This window comes from Pantoea sp. RSPAM1 (genome assembly GCF_038816185.1).
In the GTDB taxonomy this organism is placed as follows: Bacteria; Pseudomonadota; Gammaproteobacteria; order Enterobacterales; family Enterobacteriaceae; genus Pantoea; species Pantoea ananatis.
The window spans coordinates 4,530,824-4,554,671 of record NZ_CP046137.1 but is presented as its reverse complement, the minus strand read 5'-3'; the positions used below and the strand labels follow the sequence as shown (position 1 = coordinate 4,554,671).

Genomic DNA, 23,848 nt, shown 5'->3' with positions numbered 1-23,848 from the left:
AACAAGGATCCGATTAACTTATGTCTGTCCACGTTAAGGTTAATCCACTCACCTGGGAGAGCCAGTTCTTCGGCTTTGACGCCGTGAGGCTGGAAACCGGGGGGATCTGTCGCTCGAAAACGCGCTTCGGCACGCCTGCGCGCTGTTTCAAATCAAAGTGTCAGCGGAACAAACCGACATCATCGATGCGTTAAATCAGCACCAGTTTCACCTGGTGGAAGGTGAAGTGGATTTGTCGTTGACGATCAAACGCACCGAACGCCAGACAGGCATTCGTATTGCCCGGGAAACACAAATCCCGGCATTACGTGAAGCCGCATCTCTGGCCTTCCGTCAAAGTCGTTTTCGCACGCCGTGGTTTGCGCCTGATGACAGTGCCCGCTTCTATGCGCAGTGGATCGAAAATGCGGTCCGCGGCACCTTCGATCACCAGTGCCTTGTGGCCAGTGATGAATGCGGCGCGCTTCAGGGCTTTGTCTCTTTACGTGAGGTCGAAGGCGATGCACGTATTGGCCTGCTGGCGGTAGTGCCTGAGGCGCAGGGACAAAGTATCGGTCAGCGCCTGATGCTGGCTGCAGCGGACTGGGGCCGTGCGCGTCAGCTCGAACGTCTGCGGGTTGCCACGCAAATCAGTAATCTTACGGCGATGCGTCTTTATCTTCGCAGTGGCGCACGTCTTGAAAGCACGGCGTACTGGTTTTACAGGAGAGGTCATGATTCCCTTTAATGCGCCCCCGGTTGTGGGAAGCGAAATCGAGTATATGAAGTCTGCCATGAGCAGCGGCAAGCTGTGTGGCGACGGCGGTTACACTCGCCGCTGTCAGCAGTGGATGGAGCAGCGCTTCGGTAGTGCGAAAGTTTTACTGACGCCTTCCTGTACCGCCTCGCTGGAGATGGCCGCGCTGCTGATCGATATCCAGCCGGGTGATGAAGTGATCATGCCGAGCTACACCTTTGTTTCAACCGCCAACGCCTTTGTATTACGTGGCGCAAAAATTGTGTTCGTGGATGTGCGCCCCGACACCATGAACATTGATGAAACGCTGATTGAAGCGGCGATTACCAATAAAACCCGCGCTATCGTGCCGGTCCACTATGCGGGTGTTGCCTGTGAGATGGATACGATTATGGCGCTGGCGGCACAGTATAAGCTGTTTGTTATTGAGGATGCTGCGCAGGGCGTGATGTCAGGGTACAAAGGCCGGGCATTAGGCACCATTGGTCATATCGGATGTTTCAGCTTTCACGAAACCAAGAATTACACCGCAGGTGGAGAAGGCGGCGCGACGTTAATTAACGATGCCAGCCTGGTAGAACGCGCAGAAATTATTCGCGAAAAGGGCACCAATCGCAGTCAGTTTTTCCGGGGACAGGTAGATAAATATACCTGGCGGGACATGGGGTCCAGCTATCTGATGGCTGACCTGCAGGCGGCTTATCTCTGGGCTCAGCTGGAGTCTTCTGAACGAATTAATCAACAGCGCTTGCGCTTGTGGCAACGTTATTACGATGCCCTGAAGCCGCTGGCGGAAAACGGCAAGATGACACTGCCTTCCATCCCGGCTGATTGTCAGCACAATGCCCATATGTTTTATATAAAGCTGCGTGATGAGAAGCACCGTCAGGCCCTGATCAACTGGCTTAAAGAGGCCGAAATCCTGGCCGTTTTCCATTATATCCCTTTGCACAGTTCGCCTGCGGGCCAGCGTTTTTCACGTTTTGCTGGTGAGGATCGTTTTACTACAGCAGAGAGTGAGCGCTTATTACGTTTACCGCTGTTTTATAATCTGTCGGATAACAATCAGAGCACCGTGATCGGCTCGCTACTGAGCTTTTTTTCCTGATGTCATTAGCCAAAGCATCGTTATGGACCGCCTCATCGACGATAGTAAAAATTGCGGTTGGGCTGCTGGTCGTCAAGTTACTGGCCATCAGCTTTGGTCCTGAAGGCGTGGGCCAGGCCGGTAACTTTCGCCAGCTCATCACCGTGCTGGGCGTGCTGGCCGGTGCGGGTATCTTTAACGGCGTCACCACGTATGTTGCACAATACCAACAGCAGCCCCGACAACTCCGCGCGCTCATCGGCACCGCCTCGGCAATGGTGACGGGCTTCTCAACGCTGCTGGCGCTGGTCTTTTTATTGGCTGCGGCTCCCATCTGCACTGCGCTGTTCGGTCACGATCGCTATCAAAACGTGATACGTATCGTTGCCTTTCTTCAGTTTGGTATCGCGTGGGCAAACCTGCTTCTGGCGTTCATAAAAGGCTACCGTGATGCGCGCGGTAATGCGCTGGCCCTGATTTGCGGTAGCATAACGGGCGTGCTCGGTTACGTGCTGTGTTGGTGGCTGGGGGGCTATACGGGCGCATTGACCGGGCTGGCTTTGGTGCCCGCGTTACTCGTTTTTCCAGCGCTGGTGATACTGAAACGTCGTGTCCCGCTCCCCTTGAGCTGGCTGCGGCCCACCTGGCAGCCGGAAATGGCGCGTCATCTGGCAAAATACACGATTATGGCGCTGATCACCGCTGTCACCCTGCCGGTTGCCTGGGTGATGATGCGAAATCAACTGGCGGCCAGTAACGGCTGGGCCCAGGTAGGATTATGGCAGGGCGTAACCAGTATATCTGATGCTTATCTGCAGTTTATCACCGCGACCTTTAGCGTCTGGCTACTGCCGACACTGGCCCGGTTAGAGAACAAAAAGGATATTGCGCGTGAGATCGGCCGGGCGTTACGCTTTGTGTTACCGGCGGTCGCGGCGGCCAGCCTGAGCGTGTGGATGATGCGTGATATCGCCATCAGCCTGCTGTTCTCCGCGGCATTTCACGACATGCGGGATTTGTTTGTCTGGCAACTCTGTGGCGATGTTTTCAAAGTCGGCGCCTACGTTTTCGGCTATCTGGTCATCGCGAAAGCCTCATTACGCTTTTATGTGCTGACCGAAATCAGTCAGTTTATTTTGCTGACGCTGTTCTCGCGCTGGCTTATCCCGTTACAGGGGGCCAGTGGGGCAGCGCAAGCCTATATGTTCACCTACGTTACCTATTTCGCGCTCTGCTGTGGCGCATTTATTCTTTACTGCCGAAGAAAATGACTTTAATTCACGTTTTGGGATCCAATATCCCCCATCACAATCTGACGGTGTTGCGTTTTTTTAACGACGTGATGAGCATCGAGCAGCCTGTTACCGCACCGCGTCACTTTATGGTGGTGGCATCGCAGTCTGAAAACCTCACCGGTTTTGGCGCTTTGCACATTGAAACCTTTAGCAGTAAGAAAGCGCTGGCTGAGGCGCTGTTGCAGCGGGCGAAAAATCGCGACCAACGCTTCTTTTGCCACGGGCAGTTTAACCCCTGGCTTTGGCTGGCGTTGCTGAGCGGCAGGTTACGCCGTTCTCAACTGTTCTGGCACGTCTGGGGAGCGGATTTGTATGAAGATTCACGCAGCCTGAAGTTCCGGCTGTTTTATTTCCTGCGCCGTGCTGCGCAGGGGCGCGTTGCACACCTGTTCGCCACCCAAGGCGATCTGTATCACTACCAGCAACGCCACAAGTCTGTACCGCAGTCTTTACTTTATTTTCCCACAAAGTTACCTGCAGTCGCCATTACGCCCCATCCAGACAAGACGTTTACCGTGCTGCTGGGTAATTCTGGTGATGCCAGTAACCGCCATATTGAGGGGCTTGCAGCAATCAAGGCTCAGTTTGGCGAAGATGTGCGCATTAACGTGCCGCTGGGTTATCCGCCTGACAATGATGAATATATCGGACAGATTCAGAACGCCGCTGACAGACTCTTTCCGCAGGGGCAGGTAAGGTTACTGCGTGATAATCTTGCGTTTGACGACTATCTGACGCTGTTGGCTCGCTGCCATTTGGGCTATTTTATGTTCGAACGGCAACAGGGTGTGGGAACGCTATGTTTGCTGATTCAGGCTAATGTGCCTTTCGTCCTGACGCGTAAAAATCCGTTCTGGCGGGATGTTACCGCGCAGCGGCTTCCTGTCTTGTTCAGCGACGATGCGCTGACGCCTGATATCGTCTCAGAGGCGCGTCGGCAACTTGTGGGATGCGATAAACAGCGTATTGCTTTCCTGGCCCCGGGCTATCTGGAAGGCTGGCGAACAGCGTTGCGCCTTTGCGAAGGAGAGCCCTCATGAGTCTTATGGCATTTAGTGGTCTGCTGGTCGTGTATGTGCTGTCACTGGTGACCATTGTGACCCTAAACCTGCGCGAACTCAGACAGGAACGATTTAACTTTCACCTGTTTTTTACCCTATTGTTTTTACTGACCTTCTACTTCGGTTTCCCGCTAACCAGTATTCTGGTCTTTCGGTTTGATACGCAGGTGGTTCCGGCGGATTTTCTGCTGCAGGCGATGCTGTCGGCCACGGCGTTTTATGCTATTTACTTTGTCAGTTACAAGGTTCGCCTCAGGCCAGCATCCGCAGCGCCTGCCCGGCCCTGGCTACAAATGAACCGGGTCGAAACGCATCTGACCGGCGGGCTACTGGCGCTGGTGGCGGTTGCAACCGTAACGGTATTCTTTATCCATAACGGATTTTTGTTATTCCGACTGACGGCCTATAACCAGATCTTTTCCAGTGAAGTATCCGGCGTTGCACTGAAGCGGTTCTTTTATTTCTTCATCCCGGCGATGCTGATTCCCTATTTCTTGCATCCCACGCGCCGTAACTGGCTGCTGTTTCTCATCATCACGGTCAGCTTTGGCTTACTGACCTACGCGCTGGTTGGTGGCACGCGTGCCAATATCATTATCGCTTTTGCGTTATTTCTGTTTATCGGTATCACACGCGGCTGGATCACATTGTGGATGCTGGCCGCTGCGGGCGTGATGGCGATTGGAGGAATGTTCTGGCTGGCGCTGCGTCGCTACAATCTGGCTGTCATGGGCGACGAGGCTTTTTACACCTTTCTGTACCTGACGCGCGACACGTTTTCGCCATGGGAAAACCTGGCTTTGCTGCTGGAGAATTACCATAAGATAGACTTTCAGGGCTTAGCGCCCATGTGGCGAGATTTCTATGTGTTTATCCCAACCTGGCTATGGCCCGATCGTCCTCTGTCAGTACTGAACAGCGCTAATTACTTTACCTGGGATGTACTGAACAACCATTCCGGACTGGCGATTTCGCCTACCTTAATCGGTTCGCTACTGGTGATGGGCGGCGTCTGGGCCATTCCGCCAGGCGCTGTGGCCGTTGGGCTCATCATCAAAGCTTTCGACACGCTCTATAAGCGCGGACGCAATGAATCGAATCGTTATACCGCGGCGATTCTGCAGAGCTTTTGTTTCGGTGCCGTATTCAACATGATTGTGCTGGCGCGTGAGGGGCTGGATGCATTTGGCTCACGTGTTGTGTTTTTCTGTATTATTTTTGCCGCCTGTCTGGGGATGGCGAAATTGCTTTTCTGGTTACTGGATCATGTCGGCCTGATTCGCAGCCGACGTGAGCGGGCGCTGCATAGCCCATCCTGATTAACCCTCTGGGATCTAAGGGAAGAATTAAAAAGAGATGAGTACCGTTTCCGAAACGCCACGCTATGTAATTCGCGGCATCACGTTGTACGGCTTTGACAACATGGCTTCTTTTGTGGATTTCCTGATGCCGGATTCTGCTGTCCGGAGCGGCAAGCTGGTGGCTATCAACGCGGAAAAAGTGCTAAATGCCGAACAGGATGCAGCACTGCATGCTCACATTCAGCAGGCTGAATTCAAATATCCGGATGGCATCAGCATTGTTCGCTCTGTTCGCAAGAAATACCCGCAGGCCTCGTTACAGCGGATTGCAGGAGCCGATCTGTGGGAAGCCTTAATGGAACGTGCCGGACGCAACGGAACGCCGGTGTTTTTGATCGGCGGTCAGCAGGCAGTGTTGGACGAAACCTGCGATAAACTGCGTCGTCAGTGGAGTGTGAATATTGTAGGGGCGCAGGATGGCTATTTTGTCCCGGCGGAACGCGATGCGCTGTTTGCCAGGGTAGCGGCCAGCGGAGCCAGGCTGGTAACGGTAGCGATGGGCTCTCCGCGTCAGGAGCTTTTGATGGCCGAATGTCAGAAGCACTGGCCTGATGCGTTGTATATGGGCGTAGGCGGTACCTATGACGTGTTTACCGGTCATGTAAAGCGCGCGCCTGTAATCTGGCAGAAGCTTGGACTGGAATGGTTTTATCGCTTAATCAAACAGCCCAGTCGCCTAAGCAGGCAATTGAAGCTGGTGAAATATTTGCGTTATCACTGGCGTGGCGATCTGTAAGATCGCTGATTAACGCCATGTTTTTCGCATGAGTAACGGCATAAATGCGCTAATTGTCGACGAAATGCACAAAGCGTAATCAAACGCGCTATTTTCTTTAAAAAGCACTAGACAGCGTGGGCGCTTATCTCTAGTATGCACATCCGCAACGGCGCTACGCGCCCGTAGCTCAGCTGGATAGAGCGCTGCCCTCCGGAGGCAGAGGTCTCAGGTTCGAATCCTGTCGGGCGCGCCATTTAGTTTGTGCGTATGAGCTTCGGTGGTTTGAGTACCGCGTTAGTAACAAAGATTTAAATGCTGTGGGTTTGACTTGCAACATTCAGTACAGTGGTGGCTATAGCTCAGTTGGTAGAGCCCTGGATTGTGATTCCAGTTGTCGTGGGTTCGAGTCCCATTAGCCACCCCAGATTTTGCTGGGATACGCGAAGGTGGCGGAATTGGTAGACGCGCTAGCTTCAGGTGTTAGTGTCTTAACGGACGTGAGGGTTCAAGTCCCTCTCTTCGCACCAGGCAAAACAAAATAAAAAATCGGCGAGTAGCGCAGCTTGGTAGCGCAACTGGTTTGGGACCAGTGGGTCGGAGGTTCGAATCCTCTCTCGCCGACCATTTTTAGAAACCTGTCTGCAAAGACAGGTTTTTTTTCGCCTGAATAAAAGAGGATGAGAACCTCCGAAGGAGGGTTGCGCCGAGCGAAGCGAGACAACGTTGCGAACGCAACGGCCCGAAGGGCGCGTCCCGCAGGGGCGCGTAATCCTCTCTCGCCGACCATTTTTAGAAACCTGTCTGTAAAGACAGGTTTTTTTTCGCCTGAATAAAAGAGGATGAGAACCTCCGAGGAGGGTTGCGCCGAGCGCAGCGAGACAACGTTGCGAACGCAACGGCCCGAAGGGCGCGTCCCGCAGGGGCGCGTAATCCTCTCTCGCCGACCATATTTAAGAAACCTGTCTGCAAAGACAGGTTTTTTTTCGTCTGAATAAAAGAGGATGAGCACCGCCGAAGGCGGTTCGCGCCGGGCGCCATTGAGACAACGTTGCGCAGGCAGTGTTATCTTTCGGGGGCAGAAAATCTGCTCAGACGGGCACATCATTTTTCCTGAAAGTGGAGTCGGATCGGAGTCATCATAATGGCTGTCGCAAAACTGAGACGCTTAATTTCCTGTTTTAACAAGGATTGACAAGTCTTTACCTTGTTTGTCGCCTGTATGCGACATCCATTGTCTGGTTTGTCGTAATAACACGACGCTCATCGCAAAGAGAAAGAACCCAAAAAAAGCGGCAAGGAATAAGTATATGATTTTTATGGTTAATTAAAATAATAATAGCAACTGGCATGGATTATGCAATAATTAACGTGTAGATGCTCATTCCACCTCTTATGTTTGCTTCGGCTACATAAACCTGGGAATGACGCAGAGCCAATTTTGGGTACCTGTTGTCTGCCTGCCTGTATCGCGAAAGTCTTACAGGGTTATCAGACACCACGTTGAGTCGGGTACCTCTCGGTTGTCAAACCGACCTGATCTTACACCTGCTTTTAGCAGGTGTTTTTTTTTGCCTGAAAGCGCAGACACAAAAAAACCGGGCGAGCCCGGCTTTTTACTAAACGCGATGCTGTGCTGTCAGGCATCAGGATTATTTTTTAGCGTGAGCAACAGGCCTTCACGACGCATTTTTGCCGCCTCTTCCGGACGGCGAAGGCGATCGTAAACGTCGGCCAGCCACGCGTAATCAAAGGCGTCAGGGCGCTGAGCCAGTGCCTGCTGAAGTGCTTCCGCTGCCTGCTGCCATTCACCGTGGCGCATTAACAACTGCCCCAGAGTACTGTGCAACAAGGGCGTCGCGCCATGCTGTTTAATTTGCTGACGTAAGGCTTTTTCCAGTGCTTCTGGGTTGCCGCTCTTAATACGTGGCATCAGCAGCACCAGACGGTCATCGTAATGACGTTTAAGCCCATCCAGCAAGATGTCCTGTGCGGTATCGTGGTCGTCACACTCAATCAAATGGTCAATCATCGCTACCTGCAATGATGTCTCATGGCGAGTTTTACGGCTCAGATTGCCCCACCAGCGCTTTAGTCCCTCGCTGCCCTGATCGGCCATCGCCTGGTTCATCAGGCCCAGCCAGGCCTGTTGCTGCAGCAGGGTGCGTTGCTCTTCTGTCCCGACCTCGGATTTTTCCATGGCGGGAAGAATATCCAGCAGTGCGCTCCAGGCGCTGGTGCGGACATATGCCTGCTCAGCCAGACGAAGCACTTCCGGATGACGAGGCGCGACTTCGAGCAGGCGATCGATGCTGTGGCGCGCTGCATGATCTTCATGACGCGCCAGTTGAATGCGGGTACGGGTAATTTCGACCGGAATCACATCATTGCCGGCCAGCTCAGCCGCCCGTTCAAGGTGCTGGTTGGCCCGCATTTCATCTCCACGCTGTTGTGCGGCTTCTGCAGCTAGCAGGTAGTTAGCGACAGGCACATCAGCATGCTCTGCGTCTTTAGATAACAGTTTCTCTACCTGTCTGAAATCCCCTTCCGCCAGTTTCATCAGGGCATTTTGCGTATGGCGCTGGGCACGACGACGCTTACGGCCCGTGAACCAGCCGTGGGTACGCGCGCCGGTGCGAAATAAACGGCGCAGTATCCATTCCACGGCCAGGATCACAAGCAGGCTAATAATCAGGATGATGGCCAGGCCCGTCACGCTGGTTTCAACGTTCCAGTTGTCGGTCTGAATCAGCACGTAGCCCTGATGACCCGCAATCATCGGCCCCAGTACGATGCCGGCAATCAGCAGAACAAAGAGGATAAATACCTTTAGCATGATTAGCCTCCCTGCTGATTAGCGGCGGCAGAAGGCTGTGCCATCAGATTACGAACGCGGGTTTGCATCAGCTTTTCAAGCAGCGGCTGGCTCTCCAGGCTGTCGGGCAGATCCATGTTGATGTTCTGCTGGCTTAATTCATCCAACTGGGCCAGAAACGCTTTGGTTGAGGCATCATTGGTGTCATACCACGCGCGCACCCATGTTGAGACGGTTTCAAGCGACTGCTTGTAAATCTCTTCCTGGTGACGTGGTACGGCCTGAGCAGCGATGAGCAGGCGCGAGCGGATGTTCTCACGCAGATAAACATCCTGATTCGGTGCCAGCAGCGGCTGTGCGGTATTATCGCGACGGCGGATGGTAATAAAGTCATCCATAAAGTTATGCCAGCTCTTCACCAGATTCTGACGCCATTCACGAATGGAACTGGAAAGTTCACCGCTGTCGCTGTCCATAGGCGCATCATCGCTGTCGTTATCTGCCAGCCGCAGATTATCCACACCGTTTGATAACTGATTAAGTTTCAGAATAATGCCGTCATAATCCACCTGGGAGATGGCGGAGAGCGTACTGATATCCTGAGTTAATGCACGACGCACGTTCATGACGCTGGGATCGTTCATGTCTGCCAGGCTGGCATCTGCACTTTTCAGCAGCGCTGCAGCGGTGGTCACGTCTTGATCGCTCCACAATTTACGTCCGGCCAGCTTCACCAGGTAGTCAGCCTGGGCCACTAGCCAACTGCGCACGTCATTACCTGAAATTGACGCCATTTTTTCACGCAGCGTTTCCAGCTCTTTGGCCGATGCCGCCTGCTGTGACTGCGCGGTCTCTAATGCTTTTTCTGTCGCGCTCAACTGTTGGGCCAGCTGCTGTTTGTCGCTGTTTGCCTGTTTCTGCAGCGTGGACAGCTGATCACTCAGTTCCTGGTTGGTTTGTGCCTGCTGTTCGGCCTGGTGTTTATCGTTCAGGTACAATCCTGCGCCAATCGCCAGTGCGATGACAATCGCGACTGCTCCCAGCACCATGCCGCCATTATTGCGATTGCGCGGTGATTTTTCCTGGGTAGAAGAGGGGCGATCAACCGCTGGTGTGGTTTCATCAACCACGGCGGAGGTGTCTTTTTGTTCCGTCATATCTGGCACATCCCATTGTTAAGTTCAACATAACGCGCGCAACAGCGCATCGTTATCGGCACCATCGGCTACCTGAATAGTCTGCCAACCGAGATCGGCGGCCAGGGAAGCCAAACGTTCGCTGACGACGAGTAGTCGACAGCGGAGCAGCCATTCCTCACGATCGACCTCGGGGAACAGCGAATACAGCTGATGCAGCATCTCACCGCTGGTCACGACCAGCGTGTGAATATTACGATCGCGCCAGCGACGGCCTTCGATGGCGCCGTCATAGTGTTTTTGGCAACGTTGATAGCACTCTGCATAGGTGACCTGCGCGCCACGGGCCGCCAGCGTTTCTGACAGCAGCTCGCGTCCCTGATTCCCTCGAAGGATAAGCGCATGCTTACCCGCTATTTGCTGCAATGTCGCCAGTTTTATCAACTCTTCGCTGGTTTCATGCGCGTGAGGGTAGGTCACCTGCAGGCCGCTGATCGTATGAAAAGCCAAAGCGGTACTGCGACCAATTGCATAATAGTCTACGTCAGCGGGCCATGCCTTGATGGCATGCTGTGCAAAGTGAATAACCTGCTGCGAAAGGAGAAAAACAAGATCGCCGCGTTTCAACGTGGCAAGGGTGGCCGGTAACTGCAGGAGATCGTTACCCGGCGCGAATTCTATCAGCGGCAGGCTCCACGCCTGTTTACCCTGGGCGTGCAGGCGCGAGACCAGCTCCGCCGCTGCGGGTTCCGGGCGCGTCACCAGAATCGTCATACGGGAGATTGCCCCTGATAAACGTCGCGCAGAATTTCACGCGCGCCACCGTTGAGCAACTCGTCTGCCAACGAAATGCCCATTTGCTCTGCCTGATCGCGAGGCCCACGGCGTTCACCGCTCACCATGACGCTCCCATCGGGTGCCCCCACCAGACCGCGAAGCCACAGTTCGTCGCCTTCAAGCACGGCAAAGCTGCCAATTGGAACCTGGCAGCCGCCTTCAAGTCGGGTATTCATGGCACGTTCCGCTTTCACACAGACCGCCGTATCATCGTGATTCAATGCCTGTAACAGCGCAATCAACGTGCTGTCGTCTAACCGACATTCGATGCCAACTGCGCCCTGACCCACAGCGGGTAAGGAAATATCCGCAGGCAGCGGCTGGCGAATACGATCGGCCAGGCCAAGTCGATTCAACCCAGCGGCGGCAAGAATAATGGCGTCATATTCGCCAGCATCAAGCTTACTTAATCGTGTGCCCACGTTCCCGCGCAGCGAACGAATCACCAGATCGGGACGTCGCGCGCTAATCTGGCACTGACGCCGCAGGCTTGACGTTCCAATGACGGCGCCCTGTGGAAGTTCATCAATTGACGCGTAGTGGTTGGAGACAAACGCATCGCGCGGATCGTCCCGCTGGCAAATGGTGACCAGGCCCAGACCTTCCGGAAATGCCACGGGCACATCTTTCATCGAATGTACGGCCAGATCGGCACGGTTTTCTAACATTGCCTGCTCGAGCTCTTTAACGAACAGCCCTTTCCCCCCCACTTTCGCGAGCGGTGTATCAAGAATGATATCGCCCTTCGTCACCATAGGTACCAGCTCCACGCGCAGGCCAGGATGGGCACTGATCAATCGTTGCTGTACATATTGTGCTTGCCACAGGGCAAGTGGGCTTTGTCGTGTAGCAATTCTGAAAATTTTGTTTAACATGCCGTTAACCATTTAGATCGTTCATCGAATATCCTATCATCGTTGAGGGAATGCTGTCAGTTTCAACGGATTGAAAAGAACCGTCTGCGGATTAAACCTGATATATCAGACAGTAATCTCAGGCCAGGCGCAGAGTGAGCGAAAAGTAGACGAAACCGTGCTAAAATGCAGGTAGCGTAACTTTCTTTACGGTCAATCCGGCGAGTGATAGATTGATCACGTTTCCAGCAATTATCTGCACGACATTTCTCTTATTACGCGGCAGAGACTGGAAACAGGGTGCTTAAACTCCAGGACAACCAGGCGAAACGTCTTGTACCTCTATATTGAGACACTAAAACAGAGACTGGATGCAATTAACCAGCTGCGCGTTGATCGCGCACTCGCTGCCATGGGGCCCGCTTTTCAGCGAGTCTACAGTCTGCTTCCGATCTTACTACATTATCAACATCCGCTGATGCCGGGTTACCTCGAAGGTAGCGTTCCCCACGGCATCAACGTCTTCACGCCTGATGAAAACCAACTGCAGCTGCTTGCAGAGTTAACGGGCAAACAGGAACTCTCCCTGGTCGAAGCCCCTAAAGGTGAACTGCCTATCACCGGCATCTACTCAATGGGAAGCACCTCTTCCGTTGGGCAAAACAGCGTGTCCGATTTGGATATCTGGGTTTGCCATCAATCCTGGCTGGATAATGAAGAGCGCCTGAATCTGCAGCGTAAATGTGCCCTGTTGCAAAAATGGTGTGCCTCGCAGGCCATCGAAGTCAGCTTTTTCCTCATTGATGAAAACCGCTTCCGTCACAACGAAAGCGGCAATCTTGGCGGTGAAGATTGCGGTTCTACCCAACATATTTTGCTGCTGGATGAGTTCTACCGCACGGCGGTAAGAATGGCCGGTAAACGTATCCTGTGGAATATGGTGCCAGGCGAAGAAGAGCATCACTATGATGACTACGTGATGTCGCTGTATGCGAAAGGCGTGCTCACGCCAAACGAGTGGCTGGATTTGGGCGGCCTCAGCACGTTATCAGCAGAAGAGTATTTCGGTGCCAGCCTGTGGCAGCTGTATAAAAGTATCGATTCGCCGTATAAAGCGGTGTTGAAAACGTTGCTGCTGGAAGCTTATAGCTGGGAATACCCGGATACTAAACTGCTGGCGATGGACATCAAACAGCGTCTGCACGACGGCGAGATCGTCTGCTTTGGCCTTGATCCTTACTGTATGATGCTGGAACGCGTAACACGCTATCTCACCAGTATTGACGATCAGCCCCGCCTTGATTTGGTTCGCCGCTGCTTCTATTTAAAAGTTTGCGAAAAGCTCAGTAGTGACGATCACCCGCAGCGTAGCGGCTGGCGCCGTGAGATCCTGTCGCAGCTGGTTAAAGCCTGGGGCTGGGACGACGAAAAGATTGCTATTCTGGACAACCGTGCCGAATGGAAAATCGAGCGCGTGCGTGAAGCGCACAATGAGTTGCTGGATGCGATGATGCAAAGCTATCGCAACCTTATCCGCTTTGCCCGCCGCAACAATTTAAGCGTCAGCGCCAGCCCGCAGGATATCGGCGTGCTGACCCGTAAATTGTACGCCGCCTTTGAGGCCTTGCCGGGCAAGGTGACGCTGGTTAATCCGCAGATTTCTCCCGATCTGTCCGAATCCAACCTGACCTTTATTCACGTTCCGCCGGGCCGTGCCAACCGGCCAGGCTGGTATCTGTACAACCAGTCGCCGGACATGAGCTCGATCATCAGCCATCAGCCGCTGGAATATAACCGCTATCTTAACAAGCTGGTCGCCTGGGCCTGGTTCAATGGACTGCTGACCAGCAAAACGCGGCTGCACATCAAGGGCAATGAGCTATGCGATCTGGCGCGCCTGCAGGAACTGGTCGACGACGTCTCCAGCCATTTCCCCCTGCGTCTGCCTGCGCCCACGCCCAAGGCGCTCTACAGCCCGTGTGAAATCCGCCATCTGGCCATCATTGTTAACCTTGAGCACGATCCAACCTCGGCGTTTCGTAACCAGGTGGTGCATTTCGATTTCCGCAAACTCGATGTGTTCAGCTTTGGTCAGCAGCAGCAGTGTTTAATTGGTAGTATAGACCTGCTGTACCGTAACTCGTGGAATGAGGTGCGTACGCTGCACTTCAGTGGCGAACAGGCGATGATCGAAGGCCTGAAAACCATCCTGGGTAAAATGCATCAGGACGCTTCCCCGCCTGATACCGTTGAGGTGTTCTGCTACAGCCAGCATTTACGTGGATTGATTCGTACCCGCGTACAGCAGCTGGTGTCAGAGTGCATCGAACTGCGTCTTTCCAGTACGCGTCAGGAGCCAGGGCGGTTCAAAGCACTGCGTATGGCGGGCCAGACCTGGGGGTTGTTCTTTGAACGCATGGGCGTATCGGTTCAGAAGCTGGAAAACGCCGTTGAGTTTTATGGCGCCATTTCCAACAACAAGCTTCACGGCCTGTCGATTAAAGTCGAGTCTAATCAGACGCCACTGCCGCCTGTGGTTAACGGCTACGCCAGCGAAGGGATCATTCAGTTCTTTTTTGAAGATACCACCGACGATCGGGGTTTCAATATCTACATTCTGGATGAAAGTAACCGCGTCGAGGTCTATCACCATTGTGAAGGCAGTAAGGAAGAGCTGGTACGGGACGTTAGCCGTTTTTACTCCTCGTCGCACGACCGTTTCACCTATGGCTCAAGTTTTATCAATTTTAACCTGCCGCAGTTCTATCAAATCGTGAACACGGGTGAACGTTATCAGGTCATTCCATTCAGAAATCAGGTTCTCACCGATCTCTGTGCCTCGCAGCCTGATAACGACAATAACGATTATCAGCCACGCTATCAGGTATATTGAGTTCGGTAAGCCCGCAATGATGCTGTCTTCAGGGCTTGCCACAACGCTCACGTGATTAGCTGGCATTTCCTGTTGCTTTTCCAACTTCAACTGCGATGATAAGCATCCAGGTCACAGGACATGAAGAGCATAGAGAATGAAGAAAGTGATAAGCCTGTTAGCAATGACAATGGCAGTAACAAGCCTTGCAGGCTGTGGATTGAAAGGACCGCTCTACTTCCCGCCGCAGGACACGCCAAAACAAGCTGCGCCAACGTCAGCACCCACGCAAAAACAGAAAGCCGACGCGTCTAAAGCGGATGTAGGTGGTCTGGTGACGGGTGGTTCAAGCTCAAGCTCACAAATGAAATAACACTTATGGCGCATCCGGCGGAGCAAAAAATGCAGTTCTCCAAAATGCACGGTCTCGGCAATGATTTCATGGTTGTGGATGCCGTAACGCAAAATGTCTTTTTTTCGCCGGAATTGATCCGCCGGCTGTCCGATCGCCATCTCGGGATTGGCTTCGATCAGCTGCTGGTCGTTGAACCGCCTTACGATCCCGATCTCGACTTTCACTACCGCATTTTTAATGCAGACGGGAGTGAAGTCGCGCAGTGTGGAAATGGCGCCCGCTGCTTCGCCCGTTTTGTTCAGTTAAAAGGGCTGACGAATAAAAGCGATATTCGCGTGAGCACCCAGGCTGGTCGCATGGTTCTGAGCGTGACACCAGACGATCTGGTACGTGTGAATATGGGCGAGCCGAATTTCGAACCCCAGCAGGTGCCTTTCCGCGCCAATAAAGCTGAAAACCTTTACCTGTTACGCGTGGCGGAACAAACGGTGATGTTTGGTGCCGTCTCAATGGGCAACCCTCACTGCGTCATCCAGGTGGAAAGCACGAAAACGGCCCAGGTTGAACTGCTGGGACCGATCCTGGAAAGCCATGAGCGTTTTCCGGAACGCGTCAACGTGGGCTTTATGGAAATTATCAGCCCTGAACACATCCGGCTGCGTGTTTATGAGCGCGGTGCAGGGGAAACCCAGGCGTGCGGTAGCGGCGCCTGTGCGGCGGTTGCCTGCGGTATCCAGCAGGGTATTTTAAGTCAGAAAGTGCGCGTTGATTTGCCAGGCGGCACGTTACATATCGCCTGGAAAGGCACCGGACAGCCGCTTTACATGACCGGTCCGGCCACACATGTCTACGATGGGTTTATTCACTTATGAAAAATATCGACGAGCAGGTGGAAAATACTGTCCTGCTGGACGATCAGGCCGTCAGTGATTATCTGCGTCAGCATCCTGATTTCTTTATGCGCAACGCCCGTCAGGTGGAACAGATGGCGGTGCCGCACCCGGTTCGCGGCAGCGTATCGCTGGTGGAATGGCACATGGCGCGCCAGCGCAATCACATCCAGCGTCTGGAAGAAGAAATTACGCTGCTGATGGAGCAGGCGACCGCAAATCAACAGTTATTCTCACGTCTGCTTTCACTGCAAAGTCTCCTGTCCGCCGCCAGCTCACTCCAGGATATGCTTAATCGCCTGCATCGCTGGGCGCGCGATCTCGGACTGGCGGGAGCCAATATCCGCTTGTTTAACGACAAGTGGCGACTGGGTGCGCCGTCTGACTTTGTGCAGCTTGGTCTGGCCCGTCAGGCTTTCGAACCGTTACGCATTCAGCGCTTCGGTAATGAGCAGCACTATCTGGGGAATATCAATGGCCCGGAACTGCTGCTGCTGCTGCCTCAGGCAAAGGCCATTGGTTCAGTCGCCATGTCCCTGATGGGGGATGAGGGCGAACTTGGCATCATTATCTTCAGTAGCCGTGACAGCCTGCACTATCAGTCGGGCATGGGCACCTTACTGCTTCAGCACCTTTCGCAGATGATACCTGCGCTGCTGGAACGCTGGGTGGAGCGCGCATGAGCAGCGTGTTGCAGGAGACCGTTGACGGCTTTCTGCGCCACCTGAAGGTTGAACGCCAGCTCAGCCCGCTTACCTTGAGCAGCTACGCGCGTCAGCTTGCCGCACTGGTGACGATTGCCGATGAGATGAAAATCAGCGCGTGGTCACAGCTCGATCCCGCCATGGTGCGTAGCATGGCCGCCCGCAGCCGTCGTGCAGGTCTGGCTGCAAGCAGTCTGGCATTACGTCTTTCCGCATTACGCAGTTTCCTTGACTGGCAGGTGAGCCGCGACATGCTGGTGGCTAATCCGGCGAAAGGGATCGCCACGCCGCGCAACGGTCGTCATCTACCGAAAAATATCGATGTTGATGACGTTAACCAGTTGCTGGAGATTGATCTCACCGATCCGCTGGCGATCCGCGATCGTACAATGCTGGAAGTGATGTACGGCGGAGGGTTACGTCTTTCCGAGCTGGTCAATATGGACTGCCGCCATGTCGATCTTGAGGCGGGAGAGGTTTGGGTTTTAGGTAAAGGCAGCAAGGAACGGCGCGTGCCGATCGGTCGCACCGCCGTCAGCTGGATCCAGCAGTGGTTGCCGTTACGCACCGCGTTTAACCCTGGGGATGATGCGCTGTTTCTCTCCAGCCGTGGCTCTCGTATCTCTGCGCGCAACGTCCAGAAACGCTTTGCCGAGTGGGGAATTAAGCAGGGTCTTTCCAGTCATATACATCCCCATAAGCTGCGCCACTCTTTTGCCACCCATTTGTTGGAGTCGAGTGGCGATCTGCGAGCGGTGCAGGAATTACTGGGCCATGCGAATCTGTCGACCACCCAAATTTACACCCATCTTGATTTCCAGCATCTGGCATCGGTGTACGATGCTGCACATCCCCGCGCCAAACGAGGAAAGAGTGAATGAAGTTTTATCGTCCTCTGCGTGACATCAAAGCGATCACTTTCGATTTAGACGACACGCTCTACGACAACTACCCGGTGATCCGTAAAACCACGGAAGCCTCTCATGCTGCGCTGCAGGCTTTCCACCCGGCGCTGCGAGCCGTAACGCCGGAAGACGTAGCCGCCTCGCGCAGTCAGTTACGTGCAAGCGAACCTGAGATCTACCATGATGTCTCTGAGTGGCGTCGGCGTTCTGTAGAACATGTCATGTGCCAGGCCGGTTTAACGCCATCCGAAGCCGCGGCGGGCGCGACGCAGGTTATGGATGTGTTCCATCAGTGGCGCAGCCAGGTCGATATGCCCGCTGAAACCCATGACACGCTGAACGCCCTGGCGAAGAAAGTGCCGCTGGTGGCGATCACCAATGGCAACGCGCAGCCTGAAAAACTTGGGTTGGCACACTACTTCCAGTTTTCACTCCGGGCGGGGCCAGACGGGCGCGCTAAGCCGTGGCTGGATATGTATCAGCTGGCCGCGCAACGTCTTAATATCGCCCCGGAACACATTCTGCACGTTGGCGACGATCTCACCACCGATGTGGCAGGCGCGATTCGTTTTGGCATGCAGGCCTGCTGGATTAACCTTCGTGAGGGTAATCTCATGCAGATCGAGGATGCCCGTCTGCTGCCACACGTTGAAATTTCCCAGTTGGCATCACTCACCTCGCTGTTATAATGGCTGTAAATTTATCCAGTCTTATGCTTCGCATTTTCTGACTTATTGGTGCTTATGGACGTTTCTGAACTGCTCGACGGTTTGAATGACAAACAGCGCGATGCCGTTGCGGCGCCGCGCAGTAACCTGCTGGTGCTGGCGGGCGCGGGCAGCGGAAAAACACGCGTTCTGGTGCACCGCATCGCCTGGCTGCTGTCGGTAGAAAACTGCTCGCCGTACTCCATTATGGCCGTGACCTTTACCAACAAGGCGGCCGCAGAGATGCGCCACCGTATTGAGCAGCTCATTGGTACCAGCCAGGGGGGAATGTGGATAGGCACGTTCCACGGTCTGGCACACCGCCTGCTGCGCGCGCATCATCTTGACGCAGGCCTCCCGCAGGATTTCCAGATCCTCGACAGTGAAGACCAGCTGCGCCTGCTCAAGCGCCTGATTAAGGCGATGAACCTGGATGAGAAGCAGTGGCCGGCGCGCCAGGGCATGTGGTACATCAACGGCAAGAAAGATGAAGGTTTGAGGCCGAAGCATATTGAAAGCTACGGCAATCCGGTCGAACAAACCTGGCTGCGGATATACCAGGCTTACCAGGAAGCCTGCGATCGCGCCGGGCTGGTCGACTTTGCTGAACTGTTGCTGCGGGCTCACGAGCTGTGGTTAAACAAACCCCATATCCTGAATCATTACCGTGAGCGCTTCAGTAACATTCTGGTGGATGAGTTTCAGGATACCAATAATATTCAGTACGCCTGGATTCGCATGCTGGCGGGCGACAGCAGCAAAGTGATTATCGTAGGTGACGACGATCAGTCAATTTACGGCTGGCGCGGTGCGCAGGTCGAAAACATTCAGCGCTTTTTAAAGGATTTTCCCGGCGCGGATACCATTCGCCTGGAGCAAAACTACCGCTCGACCAACAACATTTTAAAGTCAGCGAATGCCCTGATCGCCAATAACAACGGCCGACTGGGGAAAGAACTGTGGACTGACGGCAGCGATGGTGAGCCCATTTCGGTTTACTGCGCCTTTAACGAGCTGGATGAATCCCGCTTTGTGGTCAACCGTATCAAGGCCTGGATGGAAAATGGCAATGCGCTGGCGGATTGCGCCATCCTGTATCGCAGCAATGCCCAATCGCGTGTGCTGGAAGAAGCTCTGCTACAGGCCAGCATGCCGTACCGTATCTATGGCGGTATGCGCTTTTTCGAACGTCAGGAAATCAAGGACGCGCTGGCTTATCTGCGACTGATGGCCAACCGCAACGACGACGCTGCCTTTGAGCGCGTGGTGAATACGCCAACGCGCGGTGTGGGTGACCGCACGCTGGATGTGGTGCGTCAGACGGCTCGGGAAAAGCAGATGACCTTATGGCAGGCAACGCGCGAGCTGCTTCAGTCGCGCGCCCTGGCCGGTCGTGCGGCCTCTGCGCTGCAACGCTTCTGTGAGTTAGTGGATTCGCTGGCAAGCGAAACTGTGGATATGCCGCTGCACGTGCAGACCGACAGAGTCATCAAGGATTCTGGCCTGTGGATCATGTACGAGCAGGAAAAGGGTGAAAAGGGCCAGGCCCGTATCGAAAACCTGGAAGAACTGGTGACGGCAACGCGCCAGTTCAGCTACCAGGATGAAGACGAAGATTTGATGCCGCTGCAGGCATTTCTTTCTCATGCGGCTCTCGAAGCCGGGGAAGGCCAGGCGGACAAATGGCAGGATGCGGTGCAGCTGATGACGTTACACTCGGCGAAAGGCCTGGAGTTTAGCCAGGTGTTTATTGTCGGGATGGAAGAGGGCATGTTCCCGAGCCAGATGGCGCTGGATGAGGGCGGGCGACTGGAAGAAGAGCGTCGCCTGGCTTACGTCGGCGTCACGCGTGCCATGATGAAGCTGACCCTGACCTATGCTGAAACCCGCCGTCTTTACGGTAAAGAAGTCTACCATCGACCTTCACGTTTTATTGGCGAACTGCCTGAAGCCTGTATCGAAGAAGTCCGTTTACGCGCCAGTGTGACGCGACCGGTCAGTCATCAGCGCATGGGCACGCCGATCAGCAAAAACGACACGGGATTCGCCCTGGGGCAACGCGTTCGCCATGCCAAATTTGGAGAAGGCACCATTGTGAATCTCGAAGGCAGCGGAGAACACAGCCGTTTGCAGGTGGCGTTTCAGGGGCAGGGGATCAAGTGGCTGGTGGCCGCCTACGCTAAACTGGAAACCGTCTAGGCGCTGGTTGACGACTTTTTCGTCTCAGCGTAACATGCGCGCACTATTATCATGAGAGGACAATGCCTTGGACACGCCCAGTCGATGCTGGCTCATTAACCTGGTTTTCAGGAATAACATCTAAGGCTATCTCATTACGCTGGTAGCCTTAGCGGTTATCAGCGACCTCCCTTTTTAATCCGTCGCACGAGTCAGCACTGATTTATCTTTTATCCGTGTTCAGGTTCGCGGGTCTGCATTCAGACCGGCCGACAGCATTGTCCCATAAAGTCTGCAATGGGGAGTCTTGCTATGCTGAGCGCATTTAAACTTGATAACAGCCGCCTGACGCGTCTGGAACTGGAAGAGGAAAGCGATAAACTGACCACGTCAGTTTGGGTTGACCTGGTCGAGCCTGAAGAAGGCGAGCGCGACCGCGTACAATCTGAACTGGGCCAGAGCCTGGCCACGCGCCCTGAACTGGAAGATATCGAAGCCTCGGCGCGTTTCTTCGAAGATGAAGACGGCCTGCACATTCACTCCTTCTTCTTTTTTGAAGATGCCGAAGATCACGCCGGTAACTCCACCGTGGCGTTTACCATCCGCGAAGGGCGTTTATATACGCTGCGCGAGCGCGAGCTTCCCGCTTTTCGTCTTTATCGAATGCGTGCCCGTAACCAGACATTGATCGATGGCAACGCTTATGAGCTGCTGCTCGATCTGTTCGAGACGAAAATCGAACAGCTGGCAGACGAGATAGAAAACATCTACAGCGCACTGGAAAAGCTCAGCCGCGTTATCATGGAAGGCCAGCAGGGTGAGGAATACGACCAGGCACTCTCGCGTTTAGCCGAGCTGGAAGATATCGGCTGGAAGGTGCGCTTGTGTCTGATGGATACGCAGCGTGCGCTTAATTTTCTGGTTCGAAAAGCCCGTTTGCCGGGTAATCAGCTGGAGCAGGCGCGCGAGATCCTGCGCGATATCGAATCTCTGCTGCCCCACAATGAGTCGCTGTTTCAAAAGGTCAACTTCCTGATGCAGGCGGCGATGGGCTTTATCAACATAGAGCAGAACCGCATCATCAAGATCTTCTCGGTGGTTTCTGTGGTCTTCCTGCCACCGACGCTGGTGGCATCCAGCTACGGTATGAACTTTGAGTTTATGCCTGAACTGAAGTGGAGCTTTGGTTACCCTGGCGCCATTAGCCTGATGATACTGGCAGGCCTGGCACCTTATCTCTATTTCAAACGTAAAAACTGGCTTTAACAGGCGCGCGGGCCGTGAATTCGGCCCATTAAGCTGGCCTGTCGCCTTAATTCTGCTACTCTGGCCGCTCAATTTTCATAATTGATTAATCATTCTATGGACGCTCTTTCGTTGCGCTGGCAATGGCTGCTGCTGTTAGTGTCATCTGTATTACTTGGCGCAATCTTCCAGTATTTTCACGTGCCGGCCGCCCTGTTACTGGGACCAATGATCGTTGGCGTGCTCATGGGCTTATCCGGTGCCACTCTGCGTATGAACAAGCGCTTATTCCTGCTGTCGCAGGCGGTACTGGGCTGCATGATAGCGCAGAGCCTGTCACCTTCTATCCTGACGCCGCTGTTGCAGGACTGGCCAGTCGTGTTAGCGGTACTGCTGCTGACGCTGGCCGCCAGCGGTCTGTCGGGTTTCCTGCTGGTGCGTTTCAGCCAGCTTCCGGGCCCGACGGGCGCATGGGGATCTTCCCCTGGTGGTGCCTCTGCGATGGTTGCAATGGCGGGTGAGTTTGGCGCGGACGTCCGACTGGTTGCGTTTATGCAGTATCTGCGGGTGCTGTTTGTGGCGGGCGCGGCGGCCATGGTGGCGCGGATCGGGCTGGGCGACGGCGGTCATGCCGGCTCGCTGGTGTGGTTTCCGGCGCTTAACAGCGGTTTCCTGGTGACAATGTGCCTGGTGGTTTGCAGCGCATGGCTTGGCCCATGGCTGCGTATCCCATCTGGCGCGTTACTGATACCTGCGCTGATTGGTGCAACCCTGCATTCAACCGGTACGGCGGTGCTTCAGATGCCAGAATGGCTGCTTGCCCTGGCGTACGCCATGATTGGCTGGAGCGTGGGGTTACGTTTCACCCGACCGATCTTCAGGCTGGCGTTAAGCACGCTGCCGCAGATGCTGCTGTCCATTTTTGGCCTGATGCTGCTGTGCGGTGGGCTGGCATGGATGTTAACCCGCGTGTTGCATATTGACCTGATGACGGCGTACCTCGCCACCAGCCCAGGCGGGCTGGACACGGTGGCGATTATCGCTGCCGGAAGCCGGGTAGATATGGCCTTTGTGATGGCGATGCAGACCCTGCGATTATTCACCATCCTGCTGACCGGACCGGCAATGGCGCGCTTTCTTTCACGCTTTGCGCATTCGGCTCCGCGCTGAAAACGCCACGGCATCCAGAATAAAGACCAACAGAGCCAGCCAGATAAAGCCAAAGGTTACCATTTTATCTGGCGTAACGGTTTCACCATAAAACAGCACCGCCAGCAAGAACATCAGCGTAGGGCCCAGATACTGAAAGAAGCCCACCGTTGAGAGGCGCAGTCGGGTACAAGCCGCGGCAAAGAACATCAGCGGAATCGTGGTGACAATGCCTGCGGCGATCAGTAACAGGTTCAGGCTCATGGGGTTCGCGCTAAGGTGGCTGGTGCTGCTGTCAGCAAAGCCAAACAGATAGAGCGCGGCCAGCGGAAACAGCCACAGCGTCTCAATCAGCATGCCGCTCTGCGCATCCACCTGAATTTTCTTCCTCATCAGGCCATAAAACGCGAAGCTGAACGCCAGTCCTAAGGCAATCACCGGCACTGAGCCAAATTTCCACAGTTGCAGAAGCACGCCGCCAGCCGCCAGGGCGACCGCCAGCCACTGCAGGCGGCGGAAACGTTCACGCAGGAAAATCATGCCAAACACAACGTTAATCAACGGGTTGATAAAATAGCCCAGGCTGGCTTCAAGCATATGCTGATTGTTCACCGCCCAGATAAACAGCAACCAGTTTCCCCCTACCGTTACCGCCGTAAGGGCCAGTAGCAGCACTTTTTTTGGCTGGCGCAGCACGCTTCTGACCTGTCCCCAACTGCGACTCAGGGTAATCAGTAACAACATGAACAGGGCTGACCAGATCACCCTGTGGGTCATGATTTCAGTCGCCGGTACGGCCTTCACTAATTTGAAGTAGGCGGGCGCAATGCCCCAAATAAAGTAGGCGCCAAGTGCAAAGCCGATGCCCTGACGGGTTTGCTGTGTATCCATAATTCATCCTGAAAATGCGTACTGTACCGGAGGTCACTGAAATACGGCGGTGTGA

Annotated in this window: 19 protein-coding genes, 4 tRNA genes, 2 other RNA genes and 1 pseudogene; 21 read left to right on the top strand and 5 right to left on the bottom strand. The window is 54.3% G+C overall.

What is annotated here, in order from left to right; genetic code table 11:
* The first annotated feature begins 20 nt into the window (after nucleotides 1–20).
* The 12 genes and pseudogenes from rffC to GKC68_RS21755 all read left to right on the top strand — a co-directional run bounded on the left by rffC (nucleotide 21) and on the right by GKC68_RS21755 (nucleotide 7,205).
* A pseudogene (gene rffC, locus GKC68_RS21810) lies at nucleotides 21–727 on the top strand (dTDP-4-amino-4,6-dideoxy-D-galactose acyltransferase).
* On the top strand, nucleotides 714–1,844 hold the full coding sequence (rffA, locus tag GKC68_RS21805; protein WP_342656497.1) for a dTDP-4-amino-4,6-dideoxygalactose transaminase: 1,131 nt from the start codon (nucleotides 714–716) through the stop codon (nucleotides 1,842–1,844). Before rffC ends, rffA begins: the two are co-directional and overlap by 14 nt.
* Entirely contained in the window at nucleotides 1,844–3,094 is a 1,251-nt protein-coding gene (wzxE, locus tag GKC68_RS21800; RefSeq protein ID WP_110957316.1) for a lipid III flippase WzxE, read from the top strand. The genes rffA and wzxE overlap by 1 nt, the downstream gene beginning before the upstream one ends.
* Nucleotides 3,091–4,158, top strand: a complete 1,068-nt coding sequence (locus GKC68_RS21795) for a TDP-N-acetylfucosamine:lipid II N-acetylfucosaminyltransferase (protein WP_264228556.1) — start codon at nucleotides 3,091–3,093, stop codon at nucleotides 4,156–4,158. The genes wzxE and GKC68_RS21795 overlap by 4 nt, the downstream gene beginning before the upstream one ends.
* The gene (wzyE, locus tag GKC68_RS21790; RefSeq protein ID WP_047714887.1) at nucleotides 4,155–5,498 is read left to right on the top strand and encodes an ECA oligosaccharide polymerase; all 1,344 of its coding nucleotides are present in this window, start codon (nucleotides 4,155–4,157) and stop codon (nucleotides 5,496–5,498) included. The genes GKC68_RS21795 and wzyE overlap by 4 nt, the downstream gene beginning before the upstream one ends.
* A 37-nt stretch (nucleotides 5,499–5,535) precedes the next feature.
* On the top strand, nucleotides 5,536–6,276 hold the full coding sequence (gene wecG / locus GKC68_RS21785; RefSeq protein WP_342656496.1) for a lipopolysaccharide N-acetylmannosaminouronosyltransferase: 741 nt from the start codon (nucleotides 5,536–5,538) through the stop codon (nucleotides 6,274–6,276).
* A 158-nt stretch (nucleotides 6,277–6,434) separates the two neighbouring features.
* Nucleotides 6,435–6,511: transfer RNA gene (locus tag GKC68_RS21780), tRNA-Arg, on the top strand.
* A gap of 95 nt (nucleotides 6,512–6,606) precedes the next feature.
* A tRNA-His gene (locus tag GKC68_RS21775) sits at nucleotides 6,607–6,682 on the top strand.
* Between the two features lie 16 nt (nucleotides 6,683–6,698).
* A tRNA-Leu gene (locus tag GKC68_RS21770) sits at nucleotides 6,699–6,785 on the top strand.
* Nucleotides 6,786–6,805: 20 nt separating this feature from the next.
* Nucleotides 6,806–6,882, top strand: a tRNA-Pro gene (locus GKC68_RS21765).
* Between the two features lie 32 nt (nucleotides 6,883–6,914).
* Nucleotides 6,915–7,044: non-coding RNA, RtT sRNA (locus tag GKC68_RS21760), on the top strand.
* Nucleotides 7,045–7,076: 32 nt separating this feature from the next.
* A non-coding RNA gene (locus tag GKC68_RS21755) (RtT sRNA) lies at nucleotides 7,077–7,205 on the top strand.
* A gap of 689 nt (nucleotides 7,206–7,894) precedes the next feature.
* Here GKC68_RS21755 and hemY read toward each other — a convergent pair.
* The 4 genes from hemY to hemC are packed head-to-tail and all read right to left on the bottom strand — an operon-like array spanning nucleotide 7,895 to nucleotide 11,918.
* Nucleotides 7,895–9,091, bottom strand: coding sequence for a protoheme IX biogenesis protein HemY (hemY, locus tag GKC68_RS21750; RefSeq protein WP_110957318.1), 1,197 nt, complete (start codon nucleotides 9,089–9,091; stop codon nucleotides 7,895–7,897).
* 2 nt (nucleotides 9,092–9,093) lie between these two features.
* Entirely contained in the window at nucleotides 9,094–10,227 is a 1,134-nt protein-coding gene (gene hemX, locus GKC68_RS21745; RefSeq protein WP_028722931.1) for a uroporphyrinogen-III C-methyltransferase, read from the bottom strand.
* A 24-nt stretch (nucleotides 10,228–10,251) separates the two neighbouring features.
* Nucleotides 10,252–10,980: a uroporphyrinogen-III synthase gene (gene hemD, locus GKC68_RS21740; RefSeq protein ID WP_028722932.1), complete on the bottom strand. Its 729-nt coding sequence runs from the start codon at nucleotides 10,978–10,980 to the stop codon at nucleotides 10,252–10,254.
* Nucleotides 10,977–11,918, bottom strand: coding sequence for a hydroxymethylbilane synthase (gene hemC, locus GKC68_RS21735; protein ID WP_110957324.1), 942 nt, complete (start codon nucleotides 11,916–11,918; stop codon nucleotides 10,977–10,979). The genes hemD and hemC overlap by 4 nt, the downstream gene beginning before the upstream one ends.
* Before the next feature lie 313 nt (nucleotides 11,919–12,231).
* On the opposite strand from hemC, the gene GKC68_RS21730 reads away from it, so the two are divergent.
* The 9 genes from GKC68_RS21730 to GKC68_RS21690 all read left to right on the top strand — a co-directional run bounded on the left by GKC68_RS21730 (nucleotide 12,232) and on the right by GKC68_RS21690 (nucleotide 22,923).
* On the top strand, nucleotides 12,232–14,790 hold the full coding sequence (locus tag GKC68_RS21730; RefSeq protein WP_047714890.1) for a class I adenylate cyclase: 2,559 nt from the start codon (nucleotides 12,232–12,234) through the stop codon (nucleotides 14,788–14,790).
* Nucleotides 14,791–14,926: 136 nt separating this feature from the next.
* On the top strand, nucleotides 14,927–15,142 hold the full coding sequence (locus tag GKC68_RS21725) for a lipoprotein (protein ID WP_072015869.1): 216 nt from the start codon (nucleotides 14,927–14,929) through the stop codon (nucleotides 15,140–15,142).
* Between the two features lie 29 nt (nucleotides 15,143–15,171).
* Entirely contained in the window at nucleotides 15,172–15,996 is an 825-nt protein-coding gene (dapF, locus tag GKC68_RS21720) for a diaminopimelate epimerase (protein ID WP_028722935.1), read from the top strand.
* Nucleotides 15,993–16,697 carry a DUF484 domain-containing protein gene (locus tag GKC68_RS21715; protein ID WP_064365754.1) on the top strand — a complete coding sequence of 235 codons (705 nt, stop codon included), beginning with the start codon at nucleotides 15,993–15,995 and terminating at the stop codon, nucleotides 16,695–16,697. Before dapF ends, GKC68_RS21715 begins: the two co-directional genes overlap by 4 nt.
* Nucleotides 16,694–17,599 (top strand): tyrosine recombinase XerC, encoded by a 906-nt coding sequence (gene xerC, locus GKC68_RS21710; RefSeq protein ID WP_064365755.1) that lies wholly within the window; start codon nucleotides 16,694–16,696, stop codon nucleotides 17,597–17,599. The genes GKC68_RS21715 and xerC overlap by 4 nt, the downstream gene beginning before the upstream one ends.
* A complete protein-coding gene (gene yigB, locus GKC68_RS21705; RefSeq protein ID WP_028722937.1) occupies nucleotides 17,596–18,312 on the top strand; it encodes a 5-amino-6-(5-phospho-D-ribitylamino)uracil phosphatase YigB in 717 nt (238 codons plus the stop codon). Before xerC ends, yigB begins: the two co-directional genes overlap by 4 nt.
* A gap of 54 nt (nucleotides 18,313–18,366) precedes the next feature.
* Complete coding sequence (uvrD, locus tag GKC68_RS21700; protein ID WP_047714892.1) at nucleotides 18,367–20,529, top strand: DNA helicase II; 2,163 nt, start codon at nucleotides 18,367–18,369, stop codon at nucleotides 20,527–20,529.
* A gap of 291 nt (nucleotides 20,530–20,820) precedes the next feature.
* The gene (gene corA / locus GKC68_RS21695; RefSeq protein WP_028722939.1) at nucleotides 20,821–21,774 is read left to right on the top strand and encodes a magnesium/cobalt transporter CorA; all 954 of its coding nucleotides are present in this window, start codon (nucleotides 20,821–20,823) and stop codon (nucleotides 21,772–21,774) included.
* A 96-nt stretch (nucleotides 21,775–21,870) separates the two neighbouring features.
* On the top strand, nucleotides 21,871–22,923 hold the full coding sequence (locus tag GKC68_RS21690) for an AbrB family transcriptional regulator (protein ID WP_058707009.1): 1,053 nt from the start codon (nucleotides 21,871–21,873) through the stop codon (nucleotides 22,921–22,923).
* Here GKC68_RS21690 and rarD read toward each other — a convergent pair.
* Nucleotides 22,894–23,793, bottom strand: coding sequence for an EamA family transporter RarD (gene rarD / locus GKC68_RS21685; protein ID WP_014595016.1), 900 nt, complete (start codon nucleotides 23,791–23,793; stop codon nucleotides 22,894–22,896). The two genes, GKC68_RS21690 and rarD, sit on opposite strands and share 30 nt — an antisense overlap.
* Nucleotides 23,794–23,848: the final 55 nt, after the last annotated feature.